Annotated in this window: 19 protein-coding genes; 9 read left to right on the top strand and 10 right to left on the bottom strand. The window is 55.4% G+C overall.

The window, feature by feature from the left end; genetic code table 11:
• Positions 1–32 precede the first annotated feature (32 nt).
• Positions 33–803: a 3-keto-disaccharide hydrolase gene (locus tag CA54_RS23035; RefSeq protein ID WP_146373307.1), complete on the bottom strand. Its 771-nt coding sequence runs from the start codon at positions 801–803 to the stop codon at positions 33–35.
• Between the two features lie 242 nt (positions 804–1045).
• Here CA54_RS23035 and CA54_RS23030 point away from each other — a divergent pair, with 242 nt between their 5' ends.
• Complete coding sequence (locus CA54_RS23030) at positions 1046–2974, top strand: glycosyltransferase family 2 protein (protein WP_146373306.1); 1929 nt, start codon at positions 1046–1048, stop codon at positions 2972–2974.
• 3 nt (positions 2975–2977) lie between these two features.
• On the opposite strand, the gene CA54_RS23025 is transcribed toward CA54_RS23030, so the two are convergent.
• The 6 genes from CA54_RS23025 to gmd form a co-directional block, all read right to left on the bottom strand.
• Positions 2978–3508 carry a hypothetical protein gene (locus CA54_RS23025; protein ID WP_146373305.1) on the bottom strand — a complete coding sequence of 177 codons (531 nt, stop codon included), beginning with the start codon at positions 3506–3508 and terminating at the stop codon, positions 2978–2980.
• 71 nt (positions 3509–3579) lie between these two features.
• A complete protein-coding gene (locus CA54_RS23020) occupies positions 3580–6762 on the bottom strand; it encodes a DUF1553 domain-containing protein (RefSeq protein ID WP_146373304.1) in 3183 nt (1060 codons plus the stop codon).
• Between the two features lie 178 nt (positions 6763–6940).
• Positions 6941–7282, bottom strand: coding sequence for a hypothetical protein (locus CA54_RS23015; RefSeq protein ID WP_146373303.1), 342 nt, complete (start codon positions 7280–7282; stop codon positions 6941–6943).
• A 98-nt stretch (positions 7283–7380) separates the two neighbouring features.
• Entirely contained in the window at positions 7381–7665 is a 285-nt protein-coding gene (locus tag CA54_RS23010) for a hypothetical protein (protein ID WP_146373302.1), read from the bottom strand.
• 238 nt (positions 7666–7903) lie between these two features.
• Positions 7904–8260, bottom strand: coding sequence for a hypothetical protein (locus tag CA54_RS23005; protein ID WP_146373301.1), 357 nt, complete (start codon positions 8258–8260; stop codon positions 7904–7906).
• A 382-nt stretch (positions 8261–8642) separates the two neighbouring features.
• Entirely contained in the window at positions 8643–9680 is a 1038-nt protein-coding gene (gene gmd / locus CA54_RS23000) for a GDP-mannose 4,6-dehydratase (protein WP_146373300.1), read from the bottom strand.
• Positions 9681–10036: 356 nt separating this feature from the next.
• On the opposite strand from gmd, the gene CA54_RS22995 reads away from it, so the two are divergent.
• Together CA54_RS22995 and CA54_RS22990 are read left to right on the top strand one after the other, a co-directional pair.
• Entirely contained in the window at positions 10037–10645 is a 609-nt protein-coding gene (locus CA54_RS22995) for a DUF2062 domain-containing protein (protein WP_146373299.1), read from the top strand.
• Positions 10646–10675: 30 nt separating this feature from the next.
• Complete coding sequence (locus CA54_RS22990; protein WP_146373298.1) at positions 10676–11632, top strand: carbohydrate kinase family protein; 957 nt, start codon at positions 10676–10678, stop codon at positions 11630–11632.
• A 134-nt stretch (positions 11633–11766) separates the two neighbouring features.
• Here the strand turns inward: CA54_RS22990 and CA54_RS22985 are convergent, their stop codons facing one another.
• Positions 11767–12240 (bottom strand): hypothetical protein, encoded by a 474-nt coding sequence (locus CA54_RS22985; RefSeq protein ID WP_146373297.1) that lies wholly within the window; start codon positions 12238–12240, stop codon positions 11767–11769.
• Between the two features lie 641 nt (positions 12241–12881).
• On the opposite strand from CA54_RS22985, the gene CA54_RS22980 reads away from it, so the two are divergent.
• The 5 genes from CA54_RS22980 (at position 12882) to CA54_RS22960 (ending at position 20446) form a co-directional block, all read left to right on the top strand.
• Entirely contained in the window at positions 12882–14015 is a 1134-nt protein-coding gene (locus tag CA54_RS22980) for a hypothetical protein (protein WP_146373296.1), read from the top strand.
• A gap of 198 nt (positions 14016–14213) precedes the next feature.
• Complete coding sequence (locus CA54_RS22975; protein WP_231963167.1) at positions 14214–15203, top strand: S1C family serine protease; 990 nt, start codon at positions 14214–14216, stop codon at positions 15201–15203.
• A gap of 424 nt (positions 15204–15627) precedes the next feature.
• The gene (locus tag CA54_RS22970) at positions 15628–17409 is read left to right on the top strand and encodes a hypothetical protein (protein WP_146373295.1); all 1782 of its coding nucleotides are present in this window, start codon (positions 15628–15630) and stop codon (positions 17407–17409) included.
• 272 nt (positions 17410–17681) lie between these two features.
• The gene (locus CA54_RS22965; protein ID WP_146373294.1) at positions 17682–19058 is read left to right on the top strand and encodes an EF-hand domain-containing protein; all 1377 of its coding nucleotides are present in this window, start codon (positions 17682–17684) and stop codon (positions 19056–19058) included.
• 218 nt (positions 19059–19276) lie between these two features.
• Positions 19277–20446 carry a DUF1501 domain-containing protein gene (locus tag CA54_RS22960; RefSeq protein ID WP_197532748.1) on the top strand — a complete coding sequence of 390 codons (1170 nt, stop codon included), beginning with the start codon at positions 19277–19279 and terminating at the stop codon, positions 20444–20446.
• Positions 20447–20455: 9 nt separating this feature from the next.
• On the opposite strand, the gene CA54_RS22955 is transcribed toward CA54_RS22960, so the two are convergent.
• On the bottom strand, positions 20456–24754 hold the full coding sequence (locus CA54_RS22955) for an outer membrane protein assembly factor BamB family protein (RefSeq protein ID WP_197532747.1): 4299 nt from the start codon (positions 24752–24754) through the stop codon (positions 20456–20458).
• Between the two features lie 106 nt (positions 24755–24860).
• Positions 24861–25028 (bottom strand): hypothetical protein, encoded by a 168-nt coding sequence (locus tag CA54_RS29590; RefSeq protein WP_197532746.1) that lies wholly within the window; start codon positions 25026–25028, stop codon positions 24861–24863.
• Positions 25029–25302: 274 nt separating this feature from the next.
• Here CA54_RS29590 and CA54_RS22950 point away from each other — a divergent pair, with 274 nt between their 5' ends.
• Complete coding sequence (locus CA54_RS22950; RefSeq protein ID WP_146373292.1) at positions 25303–25935, top strand: DUF3592 domain-containing protein; 633 nt, start codon at positions 25303–25305, stop codon at positions 25933–25935.
• The last annotated feature ends 3 nt before the right edge of the window (positions 25936–25938 follow it).

The raw sequence follows: 25938 nt of genomic DNA, 5'->3' as shown, positions 1-25938 counted from the left end.
CGACGCACACTACAAAGAAACGGCTGCCAATGCTAATCCAATTTGATGGGTTTGATGCGGATGTTGCGGTAGGCGACCGGGCCGTGGTCTCCCTGAATCATCAACGGGCCGAGTGGTTTTTCGTCCGAGAAGGCAGCTGCGCGGGTCGGGCCGGTGGTCGAGACGTTTTCGTGGATCACCTTTCCGTTATGGACCACTTTGACGAATTTTGCGTCCTCAATTTTTTTGCCATTTTTATCAAATCGAGGCGCGCGAAACGTCACATCGAACACTTGCCATTCCCCCGGTGGTAAACTGGCGTTCAATCGCGGTGCGTGCCCTTCGAAACCGTAGCTCTTCTTTTCATTGTACCGCTTATAGATCCCGCCACAGTCGCTCGACTCGGCCTCTTTTACGCCGTAACTGTCAAAGACCTGCACTTCGTACCGCCCTTGAAAATAGACCCCCGAGTTAGAGCCTTTTGGGACGGTGAATTCGATGTGGGCTTGCACGTCGCCATGTTTTTGTTTGGTGAAGATATTCGTGTCGCGGCCCCCCTTACCGTTGACCATGACCCCCGTGCCGGGCTTTGGAGCAAAGGCTTTGGGGTTGTCAGGATTCAGCGGCACATCACCGACAATTTCCCAATCCCCGGTCTTTTTCGTCCACCCGTTTAAATCCTTGCCGGAAAAAATCTCAATCCAACCCGTTTCCGGTTTGTCATCCTCAGCGGCTAGATTTTGCACCCAAACCCCTCCGCCCAGCAACAAGGCACACAAAAGGGCTGAGACGCCCGCGCGGCGTTGGATATGCAAATATTTCATGTGTAGGTTCCTCTCAAGAGCATGATTTGATGGAATAAACGGGGGCAATCGTCAGCCGCGTCGTGTGCTGCTCATTCTATTCCACTGTGGCAAATTTCACAATTTGGCGGCCCTAAGCCCCGGTTTTTATGCCACAAAATTTGTCTAGTGCTATCTCGAAAGATCCGCTAACATCCCGCCACATCCATGGATTGGATTTGTATTTCTGCGTCGAAGTGCAAGGCTAAGGATAGCTAGGGGCAATGGTTGTAAAACTGTTTTATCACATAGTGGGGCGTCCAATTCGCAAGGTTCTCTTTCTAAGCATTCAATTGCTAGAGGTCTTGCTGCGCACCGCCAATCGAGCGTTTCACTTTTATGGAAAAGTGTTAACGATCCTGCACGATGGTACGGATACGAAGTTGTTTAGGACCACGGCGTATGACGAATTGCAGGCCTATTATCGCGATGTAACCATCCGAGTGCAGGGGATGCCCAACCAGCCGAAGATCAGCATCATTTTGCCGGTCTATCGTGTCGACCCTGCTATCTTTCGCGAAACGCTCGCCTCGGTTGCCATGCAATGCTACACAAATTGGGAACTGTGTATCGTCGATGATGCCTCGGGGATTTCGGAATTGCAGCGGATGGTGCATGATTTCGCTGCCGTATATCCCGGGAAGGTAAAATTCGCGACGAATTCGACAAACGTGCACATTAGCGCGACCTCGAATCGGGGTATTGAGATGGCCACCGGGGAGTATTTGGCGCTATTGGATCACGATGATCGCTTAACACCCAATGCCTTGGCCGAGATGGTGCGGTACATCAATCTCAACGCTCAATCCGACATATTCTATTCCGACGAGCGTGTGATTGAGTCGGACGGCAAAGCCACATTTTTGGTGTATTGCAAGCCGGATTGGTCGCCGTTTCTTCACCTCTCCTGTAACTATACAACCCACTTATCGTTGTATCGCACAACGCTCATTCGCGAGATCGGCGGATTTCGCACCGGTTTCGAGGGATCGCAGGATCACGACCTGATGATGCGGGGTGTCGAGGCGACTGATCGGCCGATCATACACGTCCCGTTTTGTCTCTACCAATGGCGGGCGGTTGAAACCAGCACCGCCAAATCGGCCGACAGCAAGCCGTATGCGGCGATCGCCGGAGTCAAAGCCGTAACCGAAGCCTGTCAGCGGCGGGGACGACCTGCTGATGTGCAGTGGGAACCGGAATCGTTTCATTACCGTGTGCGATTCGAACTCCCTACTGAGTTACCGCTCGTCTCGATATTGATTCCGACTAAAGACCATGGCGAGTCGCTGCGAAAATGTTTGGAATCAATTTTTGCCTCCTCGACTTATCCGAACTTCGAAGTCGTGCTGTTGGATAATGCTACGACTCAGACGGCGGCGCTGGATGTCATGCGGCAGTTTCAATCGTCACACCCAAAACAGCTACGCATCGAACATGTCGAGGGGCCGTTTAATTTTGCAAGCTTGAATAATCGCGGCGCCAGCATCGCGCAGGGCGAATATCTGGTCTTGCTGAACAACGACACCATCGTTCAGTCGCCCGATTGGATAGAGGAAATGTTGCGACTCGCGCAATTCCCCGAAGTGGGGGCCGTAGGCTGCAAGTTGTTGTATCCCACCGGTAAAATTCAGCATGCCGGCTTGGAACTCCAAGACCGCCGGGTTGCCAATCACTCTTTCAAAGAACTTCCTGAAAATACGACCGCCTATAACAACATCACCAAGACGGTTCATGAGGTCTCCGCGATCACCGGCGCGTGCCTCATGATTGCTCAGGAGAAATATCATGAGGTGGGCGGCTTAGATGAAGTCTTCTTGCCCAATGGTTATGGCGATGTCGATTTCTGTCTGCGCTTGTCACAACGCGGCTACGAGCACCTTTACACACCTTACGCGACCTTGATTCACGAGGAATCACGATCACGAGGACGCGTCACCGAAACGTTTGAACGGCACTATATGATTAGCAAGTGGGGGCACCAATTGATGAACGACCCCTACGTCAATCTGAATCTCAATCGCGATATGTCGTTTAGTATCGATTCCGAATTTCCCTTCATCGATCCGACCGGCAAGGATTTTCAAGATCTCCTGCGGGCACACGAGGCGGGGCAATTGCGGGAAACGCAAACGCTGAACCGCGCGGCGTAGCGGTTACGGGCCATCGTACGACTCATGCACGGTTAGTCCTGTAAATTCGCTCAGGAACTCCAGCAACCGGCGGTTGTAAATCGCCGCCAGCCGCAGCCCTTTCTCCAATGGAAATCCGTTGCGGCGTTTAAGCGATCGCGCCAACTGATCCGGTGCGCGGAAACTGCAGACGAAATGCGGGTTTTGCAAAAATGGTAAATAGAGGGGAACCGTCAACGTCGTCCGCGGATCTTTGAACCCCCAGATCTCCTTACCGCTTCCCGCTAGCTCGAGCGTCGATTGGATTTGATCTGAAAAGCCCGCAGCTACGTTCTGAATGGCTTGCCGCGACGGCGGACGGTCCCAACGGCCACCAGCCGCGGACAAGATCTGATCATTCAGCCGCACAAAATGCCGATCCTCGAAATGCCCATGAGGATTCGAATCACTGGCCGGCAGGAGGTCGTCTCCCATGCTGATTTCTCGATGAAGTCCACAGGCGACCAGCGACGTTGCCGAACGATGCATTCCCAGCACGACAATTGTTTTTTGCATAACCAGCCACTCGCCTCACACTGCATTTTACCAACGACTACCCTTGGCAAAACAGTTGCGCGGCGGCGCTGCTATTCTTTGGTCACGACTTCGTCCAAATTCAAAATCAGCCCCGCCATAGCCGAATAGGCGGCCAACTCTGCTGTGTCGAGTTGCGTGTCGCGCGGCGAGGCGCCGATTTTTAACAGTTCCTCTGCTGCGGTGCGGTTCGCTTGATAACCAGCTAAGTGCCGGGCGAAACCAGCGGTGAGGATCTTCAGCTCCGCCTCAGTGGGCCGGCGGGCGGTGGCCAAGCGGAAGGCGTAGGTCAGTCGCGACTCGCTCGAATCGCCTCCTGCTAACATCGCCCGTTGCGCCAAATTGCGCGCCGCTTCTACAAACGTCGTCGCATTCAAGAGCGCGAGCGCTTGCAGCGGCGTGTTCGTCCGGGACTGCCTTACGGTGCACGTTTCGCGGCTGGAAGCGTCGAAGGCCATCATGGTGGGTGGGGCGACGGTTCGTTTCCAAAAGGTGTACATGCTGCGGCGAAATAGATCGCCGTCCGTTCCCGGGGTGTATGTTGTGTTGGCGATTTCTTCCCACAGTCCGGCCGGTTGATACGGTTTGACTGACGGCCCGCCGATTTGTTCGACCAGCAATCCCGCAGCGGCCAACGCTTGGTCGCGGATCGTCTCTGCCGACAAACGTTGTCGCGGTCCGCGAGCCAGTTGACGGTTTTCCGGATCACGCTCCCAAAGTTTATGCGTCACCTTCGACGATTGTCGGTAGGCAGCACTCATCACGATCGTCTTTTGCAAGGCTTTGATATCCCAACCCGATTCGATGAACTCGGCCGCCAGCCAGTCTAATAGTTGCGGGTGACTGGGCTGTTCTCCCTGCGAGCCGAAGTCCTCTGCTGTTTTGACCAGTCCGACGCCGAAATAGTTTTGCCAATAACGATTGACCGTCACGCGAGCTGTGAGTGGATTGTCGGGTGAGATCAACCACCGCGCCAGTCCCAAACGGTTGTTAGATTCTCCGCTAGGGAAGGGGGGCAGGCTGACCGGTACGCCCGGTTGGACCGCATCGCCCAACTTGTCATATTCGCCCCGCAATAACACATGTGCTTGCCGCGGCGGATGCATCTCCAGCATGACCATCACTGTGGGAAAACTTTCAACCAGCCGGTCTCGTTCTTCACGCACCGCCGCCAATTCCTGAAACGCATCCTGCTGCGGTGTGGGGGCTTGCTTGCGAATGAAGTAGGCGCGGAGCTTGTTCCCTTGTCGCTGTGTCCGTTCAGCGGGCTGTATCGCCGCAATGTCTTGGAGCGTATCGGGCGTCGCTAATAGATCGATTTCCTCAGCGGTCAATTGCGTTTTGTAAATCCGCACCTCATCGATCAACCCCTCAAAGTGCTGCGGATCACCGCCGCCACCGATCAGGAGCGGACGGTCGTTATTGAAGTCTTGATTCAACTCGTCGAGATTGATCTTCAACTCGGCAGCGCGGCCGTTGATATAAATCTTGACTCCGGCGGCGGTCCGCGAACCATCGTAGGTCAACGCCACGTGATACCACTGCCCGGGCACTAGCGATTCGCGTGTCTCGACACGTATGGCATCATCCAACCAACGCTTGACCAGATTGACCTGCAGTTTGCCGTCATGCAGACAAAACTCGTAACCGTCGGAATACTCGTCGGCTTGCATCTTGCAAGCAATCGCCCCCCGCTCGACATCGCGCGGAGAGATCCAAGCCGCGACCGAAAACTTGTCGAGGTAGCTGAAATTGCCAACCTCCCCGACAGGCAGCGGTTGTGCAGCATCAAAAACCGCCGCCTCGCCATGCTGCCCTGTGCCATATTCAGGTTCTTGCGGTGCCTCTTCGTCGCCGGTTTTTTCTTTCACCGGTTGCTCAGCCAGGGTGTTTTCGGCCGTCCCATCGAATGGAAAATGCGCCGTCAATGCGCGGTCCAGGGCCCAGTCTTTCGCCAGGATCCAATCAAACGTCGATTCCCAGTCTCGCTCCGCTTGTTCGATTGCCGGTTGGAATTCCGCGAAATTTGTCTCTGCTGCGGCGAGACGCTCTTCGACTTCGTCCAATTGGTTTCGTTGTGCGCGTGTCGGCGCTTTCATCATCGGCGGTGAGTTTCCGTTTTTGACCGCTTTGCCGCGCTCGGGGACATTATTAAAAAAAGAGAAGAGTTGATAAAACTCTTGCTGCGATATTGGATCGTACTTGTGGTCATGACACCGCGCGCAACCGATGGTCAGTCCCAGCCAAACGGTCCCGGTGGTTTCCACGCGGTCGACGACATATTCAACGGCGTATTCTTCTTCAATCACGCCCCCTTCGCCGTTGCCGCGATGATTGCGATTAAACGCCGTAGCGATCCGTTGCTCCAACGTTGGCTCGGGGAGCAGGTCGCCCGCCAATTGTTCGATCGTGAATTGATCGAACGGCATGTTGTTGTTGTACGCCTCAATGACCCAATCCCGCCAACGCCACATCGAGCGGTCGCCGTCGGTCTGATAGCCATTGGTGTCGGCATACCGCGCCGCATCCAACCAGTGCGTCGCCATCCGTTCGCCATACCGCGGCGATGCCAACAACCGGTCGACCACCTTCTCGTAAGCACCGGGCGAATCATCGGCCAGAAACGCATCGACTTCGGCAATCGTGGGTGGCAGACCGGTCAGGTCTAGAGTTACGCGGCGAATCAATCGCGTCTTGTCCGCCGGCGGCGAAGGGGGCAAGCCTTGCGCTTCCAGCTGCGCCAACACAAACGCATCGATCGGATTGCGGCTCCACTTTTCATGTTGAATCGCTGGTAAAGCCGGACGGCGAATCGGTGCGAACGACCAGTGCGTCTGCCATTCCGCCCCCTGTTCGATCCATTTTTTGATCAGCGCAATCTGCCGCGCGGTCAATTGCCGCCCCGAATCAACCGGCGGCATCCGCTCGTCAGCATCTTGAGCTGTGATGCGAAGATAAAGCTCGCTCGCGCCGGGTTTTCCCGGAGCAATCGCCAGATGATCGCCCAGATCCGCAAACGCCGACTCCTGTTGATCCAACCGAAAATCCGCCTGCCGCTGCTCCTCATCCGGCCCGTGGCAATGGAAACAAATGTCGGACAAGACCGGCCTAATATCACGATTAAAATCAACCCGCTCCGGCAACGCCTCCGCCGCTGTGCACGCAATGGTCGACAAATGCAGAGCAGTGACCACCCCGAGCAACAATAACGAATTCCGCAGCGGACAATGTCGCATGGTTTCGGTCCCGGTGTGCGTTGCGAAGGAGACTGTGAGCGCCTCTATCTATTTAACCGGGGCGGCGGGGCGTTGGCAAGGACGTGGGGAGGACGTGGGGAGGACGTTTCAATGCGATTAAGGTCTATGGCCAAAACCGCCTCGTCGAGCAGATCGCCATGTGGCTGACAGGGGCGTCTTAAAAATCTTCAAATTCTGCACGTTCTCGAGCCGATCTGTCTCTCAGCCGTTCTGCGATTTCTTGCACGGTAGTAATAGCCAGAACCGCGATCACCCCAATCGCGCCAAGCGGTAATGTGCCAATTGCAAACCAGCCCATCATCGCCATCGCATAAATTGGCTTGCCTACGTCGACCCCAAGGCAATTGCAGGGGGCGGGATCACCTCCCGCCAACTGACAACCAAGCAAGCCAGCGATGCCAGCTGCCAATAGCACACAAATGACGGGGCTCAGCGCGTAAAACACAATCTTCCCCACCAATAGGAGTGCGCCTCGCCATCTTGGGGTTAGTTTTTGCATGAGGATCTTTCGTTGGGATGAATCGCTTGTCCTACTATCTAACCGGGGCGGTGGGGCGTTGGCAAGTTTGTGGGGTTTAATGGGGCGATGAGAGGCTGTCAACGTCCATTGGCATCGATGCCAAGGTTAAAGCACGGATACCAGATGCCCCGAAATCGAAGTGGCCCCGCAACGCGGGTGACATATTCGTGGTTGATGTCGTCAAATGATTGAATTTCGCGAATCTCGACTCGCTTTGCGCGCACATGGAAGTCATAACCGCGCGCAATCAGCAAAAGCATCGCATCTTCAGGTGAGTATGCGGTAACACCCTGCCCAATTGGAAACGACGGATCATCAGGGAAGGTGATCCAATACCGAGATAGATAGTTGCGAACGTCCATACAATCGTCATCGATTTACTGTGAAAAATCTCTGTAAAAACGTCTGTGATACCGAGCTTTGCACAGCTCAAAATGGCGGTGGCTTTATTACTTTCTCTGTGACCTCTGTGTGCTCTGTGGCTAAATTCTTTCGTCAATACGTGTGCGACGCATGGATTCGTTGGGATGATCTGTCGTCCTATATGGAAAGGTGCGTCGTGACGCACCCTACATTTTGCTGCTCATCGAACAGCTCGGGTTACTGTTGAAACAGATGCGATTTGCCGACCTCTTCGCCGCAGTACATGCAGTTGTCGTGGCGGCGGCTGAGGGTGCGGTTGCAGCGGGGGCAGGGGATGCCGGCGTTTCCCATGCGGCCATCTTCTTTGCCGTCGCGGAGGTCGATCTCCGTGACTTTCGCGATCAAATCCTCTTCGGTCAATTTTGTGCGATCGCGGAGGATTTCCCACAACGCTTGGCAGGTCAGCGCCAGGGAATCGAGTTTGTCTTCTAAAAGCCGCAGGTTGTTGCCTGTCGTCGTCGCTTTCGTTTCCGCAATTGACGCCTTTGAACTCGCATTGTTAATCGCCCGGTATTGATACATTTCCCAGAGCATCAGCAGTGTCTCCTTCGATTTAAGACGTCGTGTTTCGTAAGCCGCAAGTCTCACGGCGCAACACCGCTGCCTCGTAAGCGACATTGAGATGTGCGAGCGGCCCGGTGGAATGTTGGGCCTGTTGCAGAGCATTGGAACACGCAGCGCCGAGCGATGCAAGCGCCGTTTTCGTAGGCAACGTTCCGGGAGGGCGAGGCTCCGTCCGAGCCGCGAGCTACTATGCGTGTCATCGTGTTCGATGAACTTGCAAATGACGTCCAGCGTCCCGCCCACAGCTCAGCAGGAGCTTCGCCCTCCCGGCGACCGTCTCGGTTCAGTAGAGTGACCAACGGGAGCGGCCTATCCAATTTCGAGCGGCAGCTCGCACCAAGCGGCCCCGCCGCTATTTGCGGGGGTCGGTGTTAGCGTTCATGTCTTCTAGGGCGCGTTCGCGGGCGGCGAGGTCGCAGTCGGCGTCGACCATGATGCGGATCAATTCTTCGAACGGCGTACTCGGTTCCCAGCCCAACGATTCGCGAGCTTTGCTGCAATCTCCTTGCAAGAAGGAGACGTCGGTGGGGCGGAAAAAGCGTGGATCAATTTCGACGTAATCTTCCCAGTTCAAATTCACACGGTCGAAGGCGATTTCCAGGCAGTCGCGAATGCTGTGCGACTCGCCGGTGGCGATCACAAAATCATCCGGCTCGTCTTGTTGTAGCATCAGCCACATGGCTTCCACGTAATCCTTCGCATAACCCCAATCCCGTTTGGCATCGAGGTTGCCGAGGAAGAGTTTGTCTTGAAATCCATGCATGATCCGGCCGACGGCGCGGGTGATTTTGCGGGTGACGAACTGTTCGCCCCGACGGGGGGATTCGTGGTTGAACAAAATTCCGTTGCAGGCATACAGATCATACGCTTCGCGGTAGTTGATGGTCTGATAATACGCATAGACCTTGGCGCAGGCGTAGGGGCTTTGTGGGCGGAATGTGGTGAATTCGTTTTGCGGAACATCGGGAGCTGCCCCGAACATTTCGCTGGAGGAAGCTTGGTAGACTCGGACTTCCTTACGGCGAGCGAGTTGCCGGGCGACTTCTAAGATGCGCAATGCTCCCACGCCGGTGATGTCCATGGTGTAGAGCGGTTTGTCGAAAGAGACGCGCACGTGGCTTTGCGCAGCCAAGTTGTAGATTTCGTCCGGCTCGATATCGAGGATCAGAGTGTTCAACCCGATGCTGTCCGAGAGATCGCCGTAGTGCAATTCGACGCTCCCCGGTCCGGGAGCGGCATCCATCAGATGGGCGATGCGGCCCGTGGTCGTGGTACTGGAGCGGCGGATCAGCCCGTGCACCTCATATCCTTTGGAGACCAGCAGTTCGGCCAAATAGGACCCGTCCTGGCCGGTGATCCCCGTAATTAGTGCACAGCGATTTTCGCTCATCGATGAAACCTTGGCGTGACGAAGAAATTGATACGGGACGTGGTTTGTGTCCCATAATTGGGTGAGGGGGCGGGCATGGGTGCCACAACTCCTCACTGAATCATACCAGTCAACCGAACCAAAGTCACATGCTGCAGAGCGAAGCTGCCGGTTCTGGTCCGTTTTGTTGCGTGTCGGTGCGTTGTTGGTTGTCGATTCCGACTTTTCCGATGGAATTGAGTTGTCTGGTTATACCGGTGTCAGTTTTCGCGGCGAATCTTGTCCCCTATAATTGATTACGCAGTGTTACGGCCGACCGCTAATGTGGCTCGTCCGTGTTTGTCTGGTCAAAACAGCATATTGATTATCGGTCGTGCATGTCCTCTTCTAAGTCAATCCCCTGGTGGAGTAGCCCGCGAACGCTGCTGCGGGCAATTTTATCGTTGGATGACAGTGCGCATTCAATCGCCAAAGGGACTGCGATCGGCATGTTTTTGGGGCTGACCCCCACGGTCGGCATCCAAATGGTGTTGGTGATGCTGGTCAGCCTGTTCGTGCGGTTCAACCGTAAAGCGGCTTTGATCACGGTCTACATTTCCAATCCCCTGACGATGATTCCCATCTATTGGGCGAATTATAAGGTGGGGACGCTGTTCTTTAAGGACACAGTCAGCCACGACGACTTTGAGCGGTTGTTGACCTATCATGGTTTCAGCGAATGGCTGGATGCGATTCATGCGGTCTTTATTGACGTCGGTATGCCGTTGTTGTTCGGCTCGGCGATTGTGGCGACCGTGGGCGGAATCATCACGTATCCCATCATGCGATGGTTGTTGCGTGCCGTCGGCAAGGACAAACCGCAAGACGTTGAGAAGCCGGCCGATCCTGTCGAGGCTGTGGAACCAACCACGAATAATGCGGTGAAGGTCGTTGAACGTCCGGTCAATGTGCCCCCAATAACCAAGCCGGCCGAGACCGCTGGGTAATTCTGTCGAGCCGGGGAGAAGAACGGGGATATGGCTGAGTACCGATATGACTGTCTTTGCGTCGGGATTGTCGTCGCTGACCATGCCTGCACGCCGATCACGTCGTTGCCTGCGGCAGGTCATCTGCAAATGGCCGATCGGCTGCAACTTTCCACCGGAGGCTGCGCCGCCAATGTGGCGGTCGATTTGGCCAAACTGGGCCTGCGGGTCGCCATTGTGGGACGTGTCGGCGACGATGTCTTCGGAGGTTTTGTTTCCGAGTCACTCACTGCTGCCGGCGTCGAGACGCAGTATCTGATGGAAACGCCCGATACGGAGACCAGTGGCACGCTGATTGTCAACGTCGCCGGAGAGGACCGCCGTTTCGTGCATGCATTCGGCGCCAATGCGGTTTTCGACGGAACCGAGGTGAGCGACGAAATGTTGGCCTCTGCGCCGATTTTGTATCTCGGTGGATATTTGCTGATGCCCGCCCTGACCGCTGAGGCGGCGGCGGATTTGTTTCGTCGCGCGCAAGCGGCGGGGGTGAAAACAGTCTTAGACGTGGCTATCGCTCCCACGGCAGAACTCTGGGAGCGGATTGCCGCCGTCTTGCCGTACACCGATCTGTTTTTCCCCAACGAAGACGAAGCGCGGTTGATGACTGGTTTGGAAAATGTGCGGGATCAAGCCGAGCGATTTCGTGCTGCGGGAGCACGGACGGTCGTGATCACCCGTGGTGAAACGGGTACGGTTTTGGCCAGCGATGGCGAGCAAATCGAAGGGGGCGTGTTTCCGGTCTCGTTTGTCGACGGGACCGGCAGCGGCGATGCCTTTGACGCGGGGTTCGTGTTGGGCATGCTCGAGGGACGCTCCAATGCCGAGTGTTTGCGACTGGGTAGCGCACTGGGAGCAAGTTGCGTCCGCCAAATCGGCGCCACGGCGGGCGTCTTCACGCGTCCGGAGTTGGATGCGTTTTTACGCGAGCACGACTTGCCGCTCGATTGATGTCTGTTGCACGACCAAGCCGCTTGACAGCACACTAAAAAACCGGCCGCGTGAAATAATTTCACGCGGCCGGTTTCAATTTTTAACAGTGAGCTTCTCTACAATGGTGAGAAACCGTTGTTCTGTCGTTTCGATCAATCGTCGTAGTCGACGATCACTTTGCCGTTCCGCGAAGTGACTTCGATGCGGTACTTGCCATAGTCGTATTTGACGTAGTGGCCGTTGCGACGCGTCTTGATCTTCGGGCAACCGCAAGGGGGAACGCAGATTTGCACGTTCACACAGGGCGGGGCACAGCAATTACCACGCTTCTGCCCGCAGGGATCGGCGATTTGGATAATCGTCGGGACTGCACACGGGTGAATGTGATGCGGATCTTTCACTCTCACGCATTGAAACAGCGAGAAAGACTCGACCACGCCGCCCGGATAGGCTTCCATCGGACCGGCGGGAATCGGCTCGATAATCGCTTCACCTTCGGCGGTGGGGGCGGCAAGGGTGTCACCACCACTGGCCGGACCGAGAATCACAGGACCTTCTTGGCCAAAACTGACCGTCGAGGCGCAGAATAGTAAGGCAAATGCCGTCGTAACCATGAGTTTTTTCATCGAAAATGCTCCTTCTCAGATGAACCTTCCTTGCTCAAGCCAAATCTTTCGAAACGTTCGAAGGGTAACTGGATCAGGCACTGAGTTGTTTGTCTTACCCACAACGTGACGAACTCCGTTTTGTCGTCAAACTGCTCTAATTGTTGAGGCGAACCAAATTCGCTGGGTCCATTTTGGGGATCTCGTCACGAGCCGCCGTAATCACTTTGGCTCAGACACGCGAAGTATATCTCAGAAACCAAACCCTTTCAGCGTGTTTTCTGGAATTCCACTTACAAATCCGTACAATATGGGTGAGTTCTTCCGGTTAGGGATACTAGGAAAATCTTGCTTGTGCAAGTCACTCAGCCTGCTTCGGCCCCCTTTTCCGCAAACTGGGAATAATTCCTACCAGTCACCAAAATCAGGCCGCAAACGGGATTCCGCACAAGGGGACAAACGCCTCTTCACGGCATCCAACAGTCGGCCTCGTCTTGCGGCTGAACTGTCGACCTCGCATAATGGCCGTCGCTGCTAAAAAAACATCGGGGGGATATGCCGTCTTCTAGTTGGACACTTTGTGCATCTGAAATTTCATAGGTCGCCCACACATGTTTCGGCGACGATGGCTGTCGCCACAAATCGGATGGGAGAACAGGTTTTTGAAGAAGTTTGACCAACAATCGTTTGTCGAACGCGCGCTCCACGCGGTTGTGCTCGTCGTCCTTGGGACGTTCTGCGGATGCTCCGGCAACGAGCCGACCACGGATACGCCGACCAACGATCCGACAAGCGCAGCGAATGCTCAGTCCGCACCGAGCAACGCTACACCAAGCAATACCGCGCCACAGGCTGCTCCACCGGCTGACGACCCGGCGAAGACGCCGCCGACTATCTCTGGAATTCCGCTCGATGTTTGGCCAAACGTCTGGTTCGATGACCCGTTGGCGGTTGCCAACTCAGGAGCAGCCTCAAGCACAACGGCGCCGACTGGCACAACGGCAGAGACCACAACGACTGCAAACTCCACCGAATCCGACGCGACGAATTCGCCCGCAGAACCAGCGAACCCGAAGGACAACTCCGACCAGGCGGCCGTGTGGGCGGCGCTGTTATCCGGCGATGGCATTCAATTTGAAGCCAAGACGATTCGGCTGGCGCTCAGGCAAGCATTTCAATCTGTGCAACGGTACAACGGCAATTACAAAGCCCTGCAGGTTCAAAGCAGTGTGATGGCCGTGCTGGGAATGATTGCCGAAACGCATCCCGACTTGATCACTTGGAAGGCTCACGGTCCCGAGGTGCGGGATCTTTCCGCGAAGCTCGCGGAGACGGCGACCGGCTTGGGGCGCCAACACTACGACCCGGCATCGAGAATTTATGAACAATTGGAACAACTGCTCTCAGGAAATCAGCCGGCCGATTTAGAGCCGCCCAACACCAACGCGCAACTCGACGAATTTGCGCCGCGCAACAACTTGATGAAGCGCATGCAACTTAGCGATGCGTGGTTGAAAGCGAACACCGGGGATGAAAACAGCTTCCGGTCGCAGCCAGATCAACTACGGCATGAGTTGTCGATGCTGGCATTGTTGGCGACGGTGACGGCACGCAAGGAATATGATATGGCCGACGAGCCAGAATATGTGACGCAATCACAAGCCTTGATTCAAGCGGTCCAAGATGCATTGCAAGCCGCTGAGAAGACCGATTTCGCCGCGCATTCAGCAGCACGGGAGCGGATGACCAAAGCCTGTACTGCCTGTCACCTCGACTTTCGCTTCGACGCAGAATAAACTGTTTTCAAGAAGACACGAGTTCGCAATAGAAATTCTCGTCGGGTGCTTCGCGAGAAAATTCTCACCCCGGCCTTCTCCCGGAGGGAGAGGGAGTTTGTTATGGATATGAACAAGGCGAACGCAGTGTTGAATCACTTCGCAATTCGAAACTTTCCCAAGCGGAAAGAAAACAGCCATGATAGGAAAGGATGCCTGATGCAGCGGATTTCCCACAGTCGTTTGATGATGCTGGCGGTTGTCGTGGGGGCAATCGTCGGAACCGGTGCCCGCGCGGCACGCTGCGATGTGATTGAGTTGAAGTCGGGGCAAACACTGCAGGGGGAAGTCCTCAAGGATGCCGGCGAACAACTGATTCTTGATCTGGGAGTCGACATTGTGCGGGTACCCAAGTCGCGGATTAAGACCCACACCAGCGATGACAAACCAAAACAAGCCGCGCCGCAGGCGGTCGAGAAGAACGACCTTTACAGCTCCGCCAAACTGCCGGTTCGTTCGGTCAAGGATTTGACGCAACAATTTGGCGAAGCGGTGGTCCTGATCACCACGCCCGGTGGACTCGGCTCGGGATTTATCTTAAACGACCGCGGATATTGCGTCACGAATTACCATGTGGTCGAGCAGGAAACTCGCATCGCCGCGACTGTGTTTCATCGCAGCGGCGAAGGGGAGTTCGTGCGGCGGCAAATCAACGATGTGAAGATTGTGGCGCTGAATCCGTTTTTGGATTTGGCATTGTTGCAAATCCCCGTGCAGTCCGACTTGAAATTCAAGCACGTCTTCATTGCCGAGGATGACGAACTGCGCGGCGGCGATCCGGTCTTTGCCATCGGCAATCCTCTCGGTTTGGAACGTTCGGTTTCTCAAGGGATTGTCAGCAACCGCAATCGCAACTTCCAAGGCTTGGTGTTTATCCAAACCACGACGGAAATCAATCCCGGCAACAGCGGCGGGCCGTTGTTCAATATGCGTGGCGAAGTGGTCGGCGTGACGAACATGAAGCTTTTGTTCGGAGAGGGTTTAGGATTTGCCATCCCGGTCGCCTATTTGAAGCAGTTTTTGAATAACCGCGAAGCCTTTGCGTTCAATAAGAACAATCCCAACACCGGCTATCGCTACCTCGATGCGCCGCGACGCAAAACCGCCGGGGGGCCGGAGCGGAAAAAAACAACGACGCCGAAACCCTAATCAACGTGCCAGTCAATCTCGCTCCGTTTTACCGAGAGTGTTGCGACACACTTTCTCCAACGACTGACGGATTCCCATCGTAGCCAAGTGTTGGGGACTTTAGTGACCCGCTCACAGGCTGCAGTTGGTAATTTGTTGAGACGTTATGTGGTCATGTCTGCGGGGCGGTCGCTGACAGCTGAGAAGCGCAAGCCAAACGGCGATTTCAGGCGAGAGCGATTTCGGGCTACGACATTTCCCGCTTGTCGACTAGACTTGCTGGGCGTGGCCACTAGAATTTCGTCAGGCTGTGGCGGACTTCTCCGTTTACCAGCCGAACGGCAAGTGATCGTTGCGTCACGACGACTTATAAACGGCTGCGAAAGTGCGGTGGGCGGTTCCGCCGCCGCGGCCGATGAAATCCAGAAAGGATCAAACGAGACCCATGAAACAACTTGTCCAATTCTGCCTGAGTGTAGTGGTCGGCTCGACCTTAGTCTTCGCCGCTGCACAATCGGCCCGCGCCCAGGACGAGGCAATTTCCAGCGTGCGGCGCTTGCCTACGAATGTTTATGCGTATTTGAGCGTTCGCAATACCGCTGAATTGAAGGAAAAATTCAATGCGTCGTTGTCGGGGCAAATGTTGAATCATCCTGATTTGGCAACGGTCCGCGAAAGCATCGTCGAGGTCATTCAAGGGAAATCCGAAGAATTCGAGGAGAAACTCGGAGCGAGCTTGGAAGAATTCCTGTCGATTCCCCAAGGGGAAATCACAGTGGCCGTCGTTCAGCCTCCTGGAAAATCGATTGCACCGGTCGCCATGATCGACTTCGGCGACAAAGGCGATCTCGTCAATACGGTGTTGGATAAAATCACCGAAGGCATGCAGGAAAAAGGGATCGAACGCTCGACCGAGGAGTATGAGGGCAGCGAGATCATCTCACTGAAGGAGGATGTGGCCGAGGGTCAAGCCCAGCCTACCGATTTTGATCTGGCCTACTGCCTCAAGGATTCGTACCTGATCATCGGCAAAGGAGTCGACGTCGTTCAGACGGTCTTGGCACGCTGGGACGGAGAACATGACAGCACGCTGATGAGCAATGACGTGTTCCGGTATCTCGTCAAAAAATGCAGCGGAGAAGGCGAAACCTCCCCTTCGTTGATCACTTGGTACTTAGACCCGATTGGGTTGGTTCAAGTGCTCGCTGCTTCCAACCCGCAGATGGGCATGGTCGTCGGCTTTTTGCCATTGACCGGTTTGAGCAATCTCAAGGCCGCTGGGGGAACCGTGTCGATGGGAGAAGGGGAATTCGATTCCGTTTCTCGGACATTGTTCTACATGGAACAACCCACAACTGGACTGCTGAAAGTCTTCAATTTCCCTCCCGACTCACAAGTGCCGCCGGCATGGGTCCCGAAGAATGCGACCAGCTATTTTGCCATCAACTGGGGAATCGATAAAGCCTATCGTTCCATTGAGACATTGGTCGACACCTTCAGGGGACCGGGCGCATTGGCTATGGTTTTGGACCAGTTATCCGAAGGCCAATTCAACGGCGACGTGCATCTGAAAGACGATGTGATCGATTTGCTGACCGGGAAAATCCGAGTCGTCCGCGACATGCCTGATGTCGACGATCCCGAACATACGCGATCGTTGTTTGCCATGGAGGTCAAGAATGGCGAGGATGCCAAAGCCGTTTTGGCCAAGATTGCGAACATGGAAGGCTTTCCGGTCGAAACACGTGAGTACCGCGGTGAAACCCTGTATGAAATCACGGTGCCTGCGGGAATGGCAGCCCAGCTGAATCCAGGGCAAGCCGCCGGTGGTGGTGAAGAGCAGTTGATCGGGGTCGCTATTGTCAAAGATCATTTGATGATCGGCATGGACGTGACCATGCTGGAGAAAGTGATTTTGGGAGATGCCGACGCGGGCAAATTGTCCGACTCCGCTGCCTACAAGAAAATCGCTGCATATTTCCCAGCCGAAACATCAGCCGTGACATTTACCGAAAGCGATGCCGATGTGAAAACGGCATACGAGTTCATCAAAGCGGGTAACGGTGGATTTATGTTCGGCGAAGCATTTGATGAGATTGATTTCTCCCAATTGCCGGACTTCGAGACGATCGCAAAATTCCTCCCGCCGCGCGGCAGCTATATGGTGCCCGATGAGCAAGGGTACTTTTTGCAAAGCTTTACGCCCAAAAAGTCCGAAGCGCCGTAATCGAACTTCGGTGCCGAGAAAGTCGACACCGTTCAGAAATTGCAAAATGTCAACGGTCCGCAATCCCTGCTAGGGAGCGCGGGCCGTTTTTTAATCATTGGATCGGAATAGGATTCTACGGAGATTTTCGCAATTTTTGCCAAGGCGGGCGATACCTGGGGGGAAAAGCGGTGTTTAATAGGTTGTGAACGAACAATACCTGTCTCCCCGCCGTGGGGCATTTGCTTCCCGCGGCCGCGAACACTTTTCGACCCTCCAATTCAGGAAACACAATGATGAAAGTGACACTTTTTTCGTGGTTCGCGGTGCTTGGCCTCAGCCTGGGGCTTTCACCGTTAGTCGCCACGGCAGATGATGCAGCAGACGGTCCTAAACCGGCCAATCTGTTTGAGAAGTTGGACAAAAACAGCGATGGCCAAATCGATGCGGATGAAGTCGGAGAGGCGCGGGCCAAGTTCTTTGCACGTTTGGTCCGTGTGGGAGACGAAGACAAAGACGGAAAATTGTCGAAAGACGAATTCGTCAAGGCCACCAAACCCGAACCCAAGCCAACAGCCACTGCTGAGGGTCCCGGCAAAGGCAAAGGTAAGAACAAGAAAAAGGGGGGACGAGATCCCAAAAAATTGTTTGGGCGGCTCGATAAAAACGGTGACGGTATAGTGACCAAAGACGAGATTCCCGAGAGGCAAAAAAAACGCTTTGACCGCATCTTTACACGGTTGGATAAAGACGAGTTGACGCTTGAGGACTTTGAGAATTTTTCCGGTAAAGGCAAAGCGGGCAAGAAAAAAGCCAAGGGCGAAGGTAAAAAGCCCGACGCTGAAGGCAAAAAAACCGCTAAAAAAGGCCCCGGCCCCGGTGCTGGTCGGCCTGAGGGACGACCGGACCCCGAACGTATGTTCAAACGGTTCGATGGCGATGAAGACGGCAAGCTGACCGTCGATGAAGTGCCTGAAGGTTTCAAGGAACGATTCGCGGGCATGCTCAAGCGTGCCGGCAAAGACGAGGATGGCAGCATCAACTTGAATGAGTTCCGCCGCGTCGCCCGACCGGGGCGTGGCGAGGGAGACGGACCGGGACCGCGACGTGGAGCTGGGCGTGGCGCCCGACGCGGACGTTTCGGCGGTCCCCCGCGGCCTCCGGCATTCTTTACGAAATTGGACGCGAACGACGACAAAAAATTGAGCAAGGAAGAGATGACCAAAATCTTTGAATTGTTTGATGAACTAGACAAAAACAATGACGGCATGTTGGATGGGCCTGAATTGCTAGGTGCCCCCGGACGACGTGGCCCGGGCGGAGATCGACCAGCATTCGGACGACGAGGTCAGCGGCCGGAACGAGGACGTCGTCCTCAAGGTGGCGAAGCAGGGCGGCGCGGCAGGGGACGCATGCTTTTGGAACGTCTCGACGAAGACAAAGACGGCAAAGTCTCCAAAGAAGAAGCGGACGAACGCTTGAAGCGGCATTTTGAAAGAATGGATAAAAACTCCGACGGTTTTCTGGAAGCTCAAGAGCTTCGTTTCGGACGACCCGAAGGGGGACCGGGCGGAAAAGGTGGCAAAAAGGGCAAGGGGAAAAACAAAGACAAATCTCCTGAAAAGTCCGAAGAGAAACCCGCCGATTCTAAGGACGGCAAAGACGCTTAGCATTAGCGGCGACTAGTCCGTCGACTGGTACGATGGAAGAAGTGTTTCTGGCCGAGTGGCTGATTTTTCGAAATCGGCTGCTCGGCTTTTTTTGTAGGGCCAGCGCGCATCTTGCGAAGGCCCTTCCGCACTGATACGCTATCAGGGCAGCGCCGCTGCATCGGCCGTTGAACGTTTCGTTTGAAATGACCTACTCCTCCGAGATCCAAGGCAGACCAATGACGCAAAACCACATGGGGCAGGACAGTGGAGTTTCCCGACGGGATTTTTTGCGAACCAGCAGCGCCGGTCTGGGGGCAGCTGGCATGGGGTTGGCCGCAACACCCTCCCTAGCCAACACGAACAGCACGCGCGCCGCACAAAGTGAGCGCCGCGTGATTCTGTTGTTCCTCAACGGCGGACCGAGTCATCTGGATACGTGGGATCCCAAACCGGAGGCACGATCGGAGATTCGCGGACCGTTTTCAGCGATCTCGACTAATGTTCCCGGCATTCAACTCAGTGAACATTTTCCATTGATGGCGGCGCGAGCCAATCAATATGCGTTGTTGCGCGGCGTCTATCACGAGGAATCGCCGATCCACGAAACCGGTCATCAATTGATCAATACCGGCTTCCTGTTTCGCGGCGGTATCGAGCGGCCCAGCGTCGGGTCGGTCGTACGGCAGCTGCGCGGTAGCCGTGACGACAGCGGCTACGTCGTCTTGGGAGGTCGCTTGGGAAACACCGGCGTGAATGTTTCTCATGGGCAGGACGCGGGGGGATTGGGGCGGCAACGTGATCCGGATTACCTCACCGCTAGCTCCGTATTATCGGCTGAGCCGACCCCCGCTGCGGACTGTTACGGTCACACGTCCTTTGGACAAAATTGTCGAGCGGCGGCGCGGTTGGTCGAAGTGGGGGTTGATTTTGTGACGGTCAATATGTTCGATACGGTGTTCGGTCAAGTGAGTTGGGATTGTCATGCCAACGGCGGCGACTTATCCACAACGCTTGAAGATTATTCCCGGACGGTTTGCCCGATGTTCGACCGCGCTTATACGGCGCTGCTGGACGATTTGAGTGAACGAGGTTTGTTGGAGTCGACACTCGTTTTGGCCGTTGGTGAATTTGGACGGACGCCGCAGATCAACGCGCGAGGCGGACGCGATCACTGGCCCGGCGTTTGGACGGCGATTGCCGCCGGCGGCGCTGTTCAGGGTGGCCGTGTGATCGGAGCCAGCGACCGGCAAGGGACCGAACCCAAAGACCGCCCGGTGCATGCCTCTGAATTGGCCGCGACGATTTATCAGCATTTGGGAATCGATGCTGCCGCCAAACTCAACTGCGGTCGTCACGAATCACTCGCCATCGCCCAAGCGGACCCGATTGCCGAATTGATGGCTTGAAATCGACAGTCACATCCGCGTTAAGGCATAGACGTAATCGGCCGAGCTAACCAGCGTCACACCGGCAGCGATGTGCACGTCGATTTTTCCCTGCCCGCTAAAATGTAGTTTCTGGACCAACGCACCGGTCGCCGGATCGCAAAACAACACCGGAAAATCACCAGCTTGATTGTGGAAGCGTGGCGACGCTAGTAGATAACGTCCGCAACATGCGATCTTCCAGGACACGTTGTCGCCCCCCAAAAACTGTTCCCAGCGAAGGTCGCCGTCATCGATCCGGAAACTACGCAGGATACCCTCGCTCGCCACATAGATCGAATCTCCGTCGATGGCCATGCGGTTGCGGGCGTGGGGCAGGATCTTCAGTCCCAGCCCAACACTCCATCGCTTACTTCCGTCGTCCGCGCCAACGCCGATCAATGTGTCGCCATCGACGACGAGGGTGACGTCGCGACCGTTAGTGAGAAAATCAGGAGCGGCGTTGGTGCGGGAAATGGCTTGCGGGTATTGCCAGCGGATCGCGCCGTTTAGCCCGTAACGCGTGAAGGTGGTCTCTGCTGCGGAGTTGACCGCCAAAGCCAAATAATCATTCTCGAAACTGCGTGGATCGGCCGACCATGGCTCGTTGGGGCTAACGGAATCAGCCAATGGCGTACCGTCGGCGGCGTTTAAAACAAAGACGCGCAGTGGATCTGTTGTCTGCACGACACAACGGTCGCGGTGTAGAAACCAATGGGGATTGATGGTTCCTTGGGGTGGGCGAAACCGCCACGTGACTTTCCCATCGTTAGCCCGTACGCAGACGATTTCGTCATGCGCGAGCAAGCAGACCAGCGGACGATGTCCGTCAAAAAGCAGCCGGGGTTTCCTACCCACGTCGTTGGTGAGTTGGTGGGAGGAATTTGCCAGCGATTCATTCTCCATCCGCCACAACCGTTGGCCAGTACGCAGTGACACCCCTTCTAAGCCGCGCGGTCCGGACAACAGCAACCGCGTCCCCGCGTATCCGGCCCACTCGATTTCGTCCGCTATCGCAGCCTGCCAACGCAGGCTGCCGTCGATCATGTTGAAACAGTTGAGGCGGTCAGCGGCGATGATCACCGATTGCATTTCTAGTGACGGCGGCATGCCGACCGGAATCAGCAGTCGCCGGTGACTACCCAGTGAGCGTCTCCAACTGCGTCGCAGGGGTAAAATGGCCTCGGGGGGGGCATCGATTTGCGTCTGATGCGCAAAATCCGGCCGCTCTAAATGGGACCGCACATACGCAGCAAACCTCATCGGCGGTTCACTATCAGGAATCATTGATTCCGGGAATTGCGCCGCCAATTCCAACCAAGACTGCTGCGCTTCTCGCCAATTCTCGGATTGTTCTAGTGCACGAGCCATGCCCCACAGCGCCGACAAACGGATCTCATCGTCGCGGTGATCCAGCAAATGTTCATAGGCCTCGATGGCGCGGTCGTAGGCATGCAGCTGGCTGTGTTCCTCTGCAATATCGAGCCAACGACGCGCCGCAACGCGCGCATGTGGATAGCGCATTAAGACTGCGCGAAGTCTATTCGAAGAGCTGTCAACAGGCAGTGCTTCCGTGTCAGTCGTGGCGCGAGCTTCGATGGATTCATAGACGGCATCGCCGTGCAGGGCGAGCAGGTTATCGATTTCAGCATCGGCAAGATCGCCGGCGCGGCGCCGGTGGCCCGGTGTCGCATCGATGTAAAGTTCTGAAAGTTGGGAAGCATCTAAGATCTCCTGCCACGCTGCGACTGCCTCACGTGGCTTCTCCAACTCGGCATAAGCGGCAGCTAGGCCGCGTGCGATTTCCAATCGGACTTCGGGAGCCGTCGACAACTGCAGCGCATCGTGATAATTTTGAGTTGTCGTCTCGCCATCGCCCTCCTTGGCCGCCCGCTGCGCTGTCAGGATCAACAATTCGGCCAGTTTCTCGGTGGCAAACGTGTTGAGCGGACGATTTTGAAACTGGTCCCGCGGCGCTGCCAGGCGAACGGCTTGGCGGTACTCTTTGATGGCCGAGTCCCAATCCCCCGAGGCATGTTCGGCACGCGCCAGGCGCAGATGGGGAAACGGGTCGTCGGGCGCCGCGGAGATTTCCTCGCGGAGTTTTTTCTTCATGCGTCCCCAGAGTGCATAGGCGACCAGCGCCTGCTCCTGGGCGATGACCAACATGTTGTCGGCAATCAACAGATTTCCCCCGGTCAATTTTGGGCCGGAGTCGGTGCGCCATTGTCCGATGGCGATTTCCGCATGTGGTGCTCCCGTGAGAGCATTCAAAACCCAGATCGATTCTCGCTTCGGCCACATCACAAAATCCCCGGCCAGCAAGCCCCTCCCGTAGCCGTACGACTCTGCATCTCTTTGTCCTTTCTTCCAGACCATTCGTCCCGTGTCGAGGTCAATGCCCCAAAGAAAGTCGCCCGAAACAATCAGCCGGTTTTGACGAACACCCAGCAGATGTCGCACGCCGCCGGTTAGCTCTTTGGTCCATTTGCGAACACCGGTCTTAGCATCGATGCCCATGATCGTCCCCGTTGCGGGCTTCCTCCAAAATTGACCGGGACCGGCACCTTGGGCGGCGATGTTCTTCAAGTCCGCCGGTGCTGCCACAACGGTTCCTTGATGGTAGAGGCAGGGCACCAGGCCGTTTTTTAATTTTGACATCCAGGGCTGTTGCGTGTTTCGCTCGTAAGTGACGACCCAATTTAATGAGCCGTCGTGTGCATCAATCGCGGCGATGGCGCCCTGATTCGTGGAGTAGAACAGTGTTCCATCACCCAACGTTAAGAGTTGATGGCTAACCTCCTCCAGGTTATCCCCATCCGGCGCCAAAAACGCGCACACCTTACGATTCCACAGCAGCCTTCCGTTCTCCGCATCAAAGCAGGCGACATTCGCTTGCGGTTGCGGTAAACTTTTCCTTAAGGCGACATAAAGTTTTCCATCCGTCACAATCGGCGAGCCTTCGAATTCCCAGTTCCCAAGATCCGGAGAAATCTCGCCCGCCTCGATCGTCCATATCGCTTTGCCTTGCCCCGTGGCGATGTTCAGACAGACAAGATGGCTTTCCGAACGGATGAGTTGATTCTCGTCGGATCGGCTTGTGACCGGGGAGCCCATCCGTGCGTAGAGCCGACCATCATGGACGGTCATGGTGTATCGCGGAATTCCCATTCGCGCGTTCTTCTTGTCTCGTTGATTGCCAAATGGCCGCAAGGCCCGATAGATAACTGCATCGTGACTATTCGGTCCTGACCATGCCGGTTTCCCGGTGAGCAAGTCATAGGCGGAAACCGTAGTTGCGTCGTTGACAAACAGCGTATCGCCGACGATGACCGGGAAATAACTCAAATAAACCGGTTTCGCCAAGCCGCCGCGGCGCGACTTTTCTGCATGGGCCGCCGGCGGCAAGGGGTGCGTCCACTGCACGGCGCCGATGTCGTCAATGGCTTGCGGAAGCACTGCATTGCGACTCGCGTTTCCAGCAAACGTTGAGACGTCGGAATCGGTCGTGGAGTCAGTCCAATGCTGTGCCTCCTCGGCCAAGGTCTTCAATATTTCGCTCAGCTGTCCCGTTCGTCCCGCCAATGTTCCTTCAGCGTCGCTGTGCCGCAAGGTGAACGCCGCTAGTTCTTGTTCGAAGCGGGGCAAGTCCCGTTGAAACAGACTGCACATCACCAGGCGGGCACGCATTTCTGCAAGGTCGAGGTCCGTATCGGGATAGGTCAGGACGGTTAGCGGATCTCGCGCCGGCCGCGGCGGTTCGATCGGTAAAGTCATTTCCCAATAACCGCGCGCATCCCCATAGGCCCCGCGTTCGAATGCCATTTCTCCCAACGTCGCTAAAGCGTCATCTCCATGACTGCTTAAGAATGCCAGCTTGACGATCTTCAGCAGCGGCGCTTCCTCATGATTGGTGCGGCCTTCCTCCAGCCATTGTCGTGCTTGGGGATCAAGCCGTTGCCGCAAGGTTTTTAAGCCGTCGGCATTCATCGTCGCTAACAACGCATGGCACCGCGTTCGCAGACCGATATACCGCCCGGTTCCCGCTGCGATCAGTTTTTCGCCATGTTGTTCCAGGATCTGATTGGCAAGCTGCACTGCTTCGGACCACTGTTCGGCAAGCAGGTATTCCTCGAGCGCGCTCAATTTTTTCGTGGCGGACGAATCGGTATCCAGAAACACCGATTCCTGTAGTCGCCCGGTCGGAGCCTGAGCGATGGCGTCTGCCGCACAGACCGTGAGGCTGATTGCGGAAATCGTCAATATCGCCAATGTGCGGGCGGTCGTCATGAGGGCGGCCATCGATAAGAAAGGGTTGGATCAGGGGCCGGCTATGTTTCGAGCGTGTTGGACAGCAATTCCGTTGTTTCCAATGGCGAAGTTGTTGCCATTGTGCTTACTCGCTTTTCAACACCTGTCCCAAACTGAAGATGACGATCGTAATGAGCAGCGAAACAGGCATCACGATCAGCGGAAAGTTGTAGAAGTTGATCGAGAAAATCACCATCAGGGGTAAAAACACGAGGCAGCAAAATTGTAACGCAGTGCCAATAGATTGTCGCACGGTGCTGTTCCTAACGGGTCGATTTTCTCTCAGACGCCCCGCCTTGCAGCGGGCGCGGCGGGGGCAGGTCTTTTTGCAAACACAAAGCGGCCCCTAGTATTTTACCGCTGTGGACGCGGACAGCAACGATCGTTGGGGGGAATGGGGGATAAAATTTGGGAGAACTAGGGGTAGGGAAAGCGGTGTCGCTCTCCTAGGCTCCTGCGCATGAGAAAAGAATTCGCTAAGCTTTCCCGTTTCTAATGTGTTAACATCAAAGCGGTAACACATTTCTATGGGAACAGTGTTGCCCAATCAGGCGAATTTATCAGCGGCACGGATTACGGAAGCTTGGTCAGCTCAACCATTCGAGAAATTAGCCATGTCAGACTTCAGCGCCAAAGGTTTGAATCCGTTCGAGCGTTTAGTCATATTCGATTTCAGCGCTAAAGCTTGGAATCGGTGGGCGAAGATTCTTTGCGGGATGTCTGTGCTTTTCCTGCTCATCGGGGCCGTGTCAGCAGTTTACCGATGGAACTATCTGAGCGATGCGATTACAACGCAGGCCACAATTACGGATTTGATAGAGAGAGAAGGAAAGGACGGGGACACTTTGTATGCCCCGGTATATGTCTTTACCGATCAAGACGGCCAGTCTGTTAAGGTGATATCCTCCTCTGCAAGCTATCCACCTCCAGGTATGGTGGGAGACCAGATTGAAGTGCTTTACGATCCAAAGAATTCTCAGCACTCAATCCAGAATCGGTTTTTCAGCGTTTGGGGATTGGCAGCGATAACCAGCGGCCTTGGCGCGTTCGATTTTATTGTATTTGGTGCTGTCGCATTTTTCACCGGACGCCATCTGAAGAAGAAAGCCGCACAGGATGGTCCACCCGCCGGCATTGGTCGTCTCCAAACCCAACAGTAATAC

The sequence above is a fragment of the Symmachiella macrocystis genome, assembly GCF_007860075.1.
Classification (GTDB): Bacteria; Planctomycetota; Planctomycetia; order Planctomycetales; family Planctomycetaceae; genus Symmachiella; species Symmachiella macrocystis.
The sequence above is the reverse complement of the archived record's forward strand: the minus strand, read 5'-3'. Positions and strand labels throughout refer to the sequence as shown.